The sequence below is a fragment of the Mycobacterium sp. genome (genome assembly GCF_032159565.1).
Classification (GTDB): domain Bacteria; phylum Actinomycetota; class Actinomycetes; order Mycobacteriales; family Mycobacteriaceae; genus Mycobacterium.
Genome location: NZ_JAVHWR010000085.1, coordinates 1 through 2,739, shown reverse-complemented (window position 1 = coordinate 2,739; position 2,739 = coordinate 1). Strand labels below are relative to the sequence as shown.

The 2,739-nt window shown below is 66.1% G+C and carries 3 protein-coding genes and 1 tRNA gene; 1 reads left to right on the top strand and 3 read right to left on the bottom strand.

Features of this window, described 5'->3' with window-relative positions; translation table 11 throughout:
* Positions 1–1,226: DUF4185 domain-containing protein (locus QOC76_RS10695; RefSeq protein ID WP_526356809.1), on the top strand; the 1,226-nt coding region annotated here is incomplete at its 5' end.
* Positions 1,227–1,733: 507 nt separating this feature from the next.
* Here QOC76_RS10695 and QOC76_RS10690 read toward each other — a convergent pair.
* The 3 genes from QOC76_RS10690 to QOC76_RS10680 form a co-directional block, all read right to left on the bottom strand.
* Positions 1,734–2,324, bottom strand: coding sequence for an HD domain-containing protein (locus QOC76_RS10690; protein ID WP_526356808.1), 591 nt, complete (start codon positions 2,322–2,324; stop codon positions 1,734–1,736).
* 83 nt (positions 2,325–2,407) lie between these two features.
* A tRNA-Ser gene (locus tag QOC76_RS10685) sits at positions 2,408–2,498 on the bottom strand.
* A 29-nt stretch (positions 2,499–2,527) separates the two neighbouring features.
* On the bottom strand, positions 2,528–2,739 hold a 212-nt coding region (locus QOC76_RS10680; protein WP_526356807.1), incomplete at its 5' end, for a nucleoside deaminase.

The window sequence follows — 2,739 nt, the reverse complement described above, 5'->3', positions numbered from 1 at the left end:
GCGCGCCGCTGCCCAACCTGGGCCGGCTGTCACGATCTATCCTCAATTCGTTCGTGCCCCAGAAGCAACGGGTCCAACAGCAGGCGGGAGTGGCGCCCCCGCCCGCTCCTCCGGCAGTTCCCGACGCTGCCGGAATCGCTGCGCCCGCGCCGCCTGCTCCCGCACCCGGTGCTGCACCCGCGCCTGCGCCCGGCCCGCCGCCGGGAACGTCGCTCGTGGGCTGGGTGACCGGACCACAGAGCCCCAACGACACCATCAAGCGTTTCGCGATCACCGGGACCGACCTCGGAATCATGTGGGACAACGGCGATCCCGGGAACAACCAGGTGCTGATGGCCTTCGGCGACACCATCGGCTACTGCAGTGTGCGCGGCAGGCAGTGGCGGTACAACACGATGTTCCGCACGAACGACCGCGCACTGTCGAAGACGGTCAGCATTCCGAACGGCGTGGTGAACAACCAGTACTCCGGCTCGCCGCTGTGGGCGCCCGCGCTGTCCAAGCAGGTCATCAACAGCATCAAGTTCGCGCCGTCGGAGACGGGCATCATCCCCACCTCCGGCATCGCGGTCGGGAAAACGCAGTACATGAGCTTCATGTCGATCAGGAGTTGGGACGCCCCGGGTTCGTGGACGACGAACTTCTCGGCCATCGCGGTGTCGCCCGACAACGGCGAGCATTGGGGCGTCTATCCCCAGAGTGTCCGGCCTGCATCGGGGGACGCGACGCCGCGAGTCCCGTATGTTCCCGGCGGGGAGAAGTTCCAAGTCGGCGCGTTCCTCAAGCCCGGCGACGGATACCTCTACTCATATGGCACACCGTCGGGACGCAGCGGGCCCGCGTTCGTGTCGCGAGTTCCGCAGGGCCTGGCGCCCGAGCTGAGCCGCTACGAGTACTGGGACGGCGGCAACTGGGTCCCGCAAAACCCGGGAGCCGCACAGCCGGTGATCCCCGCCCCGGTGGGTGAGATGTCAGTGCAGTACAACACCTATCTCAAGCAGTTCCTGGCCCTCTACTGCAACGGCAACAACGATGTGGTGGCGCGGACGGCGCCTGCTCCGCAGGGACCATGGGGTCCCGAGCAGCTGCTGGTCGCGTCGCAGGATTTCCCCGGCGGCATCTACGCGCCGTTACTGCACCCGTGGTCGACGGGCAAGGAGATCTATTACAACCTTTCGCTGTGGTCGGACTACAACGTGATGCTGATGAAGACGGTGTTGCCGTAGACCAACAGGTTCAGATCCTCGAAATCTGCACAAGGATCGTCGCCTCGACGCGATCACAGCCCTGACGCAGAACCCGGCAACCTCACACTGCCGATAGAAAATCTTCTCACTCACAAAAGGGAGTCTGGCTTCCCCGCGATTACCAGCGCACGGTTGGCTCACGACGATTGAGCCATGACCAACTTCGTGCCCACCGCCCTCGCCGCAGCGGGCAATCGGATTCAGCGCCCTGATGATCGGCGCGCCTGCCTCGCACGCAAACGAGAAGTCGGACTGCGAAAGCAAAGGCGGCACGTACAGCGAGACGACCATCGTCGACAGCGGAACCGGCGAAACCGGCACCAGTTACAGCTGCTGCGTCAAAGACGCCAAGACTAAAACCACCAGCTGCACGAACACGACTGTCGCTGCGGCCGAGAACTGGCAGCCGGCTCGGCCTAGTCATCGCGTTCCCTCGAGGTGCTGAACGCCGCACCGCAGATCGAGCAGGCCCGGTAGGTCACCGCATCATCTACGGCCGTCACCATCGAGCGGGTTGGCCGCGATCCGCTCGGCGGCATCGTTCGCCACCGACGAGGCGGCGGCGCTGCCCGGCTTGCGCTTCGCCTGGTCCTGGAAGCAGGCCAGGAACTCCGCGCCGAAGCCGAGCCGCGGATAGCGCGCGAGAACGTCTGCTCGCGCCTCAGGCGGGAACTCCTCCGCGTGGCGTCCTGCGACGTCCCAGGCGGTTGCGACCTGCAGAAGGTGGGATTCGGGGTCGACGGCCGCAGGCACGTCGTCGCGCATGTGCAGCACGATGATCTCCATGGCTCTGCCCGCCCGGCCGACCGGCCAGCCGGCCGCCACGCTGAAGACCCAGGCCAGATCTCCCCCGGCGTTTTCGAACGCCAATCTGTGACTGTCGAACGGCTCGGTGAGCCCGATGTCGTGGAGCAGCGCAGAGACGTAGTACAGCTCGTCGTCGAAGTCGATGCCGTGCGCTGCGGCGCAATTCGCTCCCCAGAGATACGAGCGGAGGCAGTGATTGAGCAACGCGGGCGAGTAGAACCGGTTGGCTACCGTGAGCGCAGCCTCGGCCGCGTCAGTCGCAGGGAACATCTTCCTACCATCCGTCACGCGGTCGCCGAATGGAATGTGTTGATCTGCCCGTGCGCGAGGTGGCCGCGCAACGGGGATCAAGATGGCGGTGGCGGAGGGATTTGAACCCTCGGACGGGGGTTACCCGTCACACGCTTTCGAGGCGTGCTCCTTAGGCCGCTCGGACACGCCACCGTGTGGCAGCGTACCGAACAACGAGCGGTCTACTCCAATCGCTGCCGCGCGAAGAACACCTCCAGCGGCGCCGCGCACTCCTCAGCCAGCACTCCGCCGACGACTGCGGGCCGGTGCGTCAGCCTGCGGTCGCGCACCACGTCCCACAGCGAGCCGACCGCCCCGGTCTTGGGCTCCCACGCCCCGAACACCAGGCGCGATACCCGTGCCATCACCAGCGCACCGGCGCACATCGTGCACG

Excerpts from the sequence above, each read along its gene's own strand:
- QOC76_RS10690 (WP_526356808.1), bottom strand. The coding sequence starts at position 2,324 with ATGTTCCCTGCGACTGACGCGGCCGAGGCTGCGCTCACGGTAGCCAAC.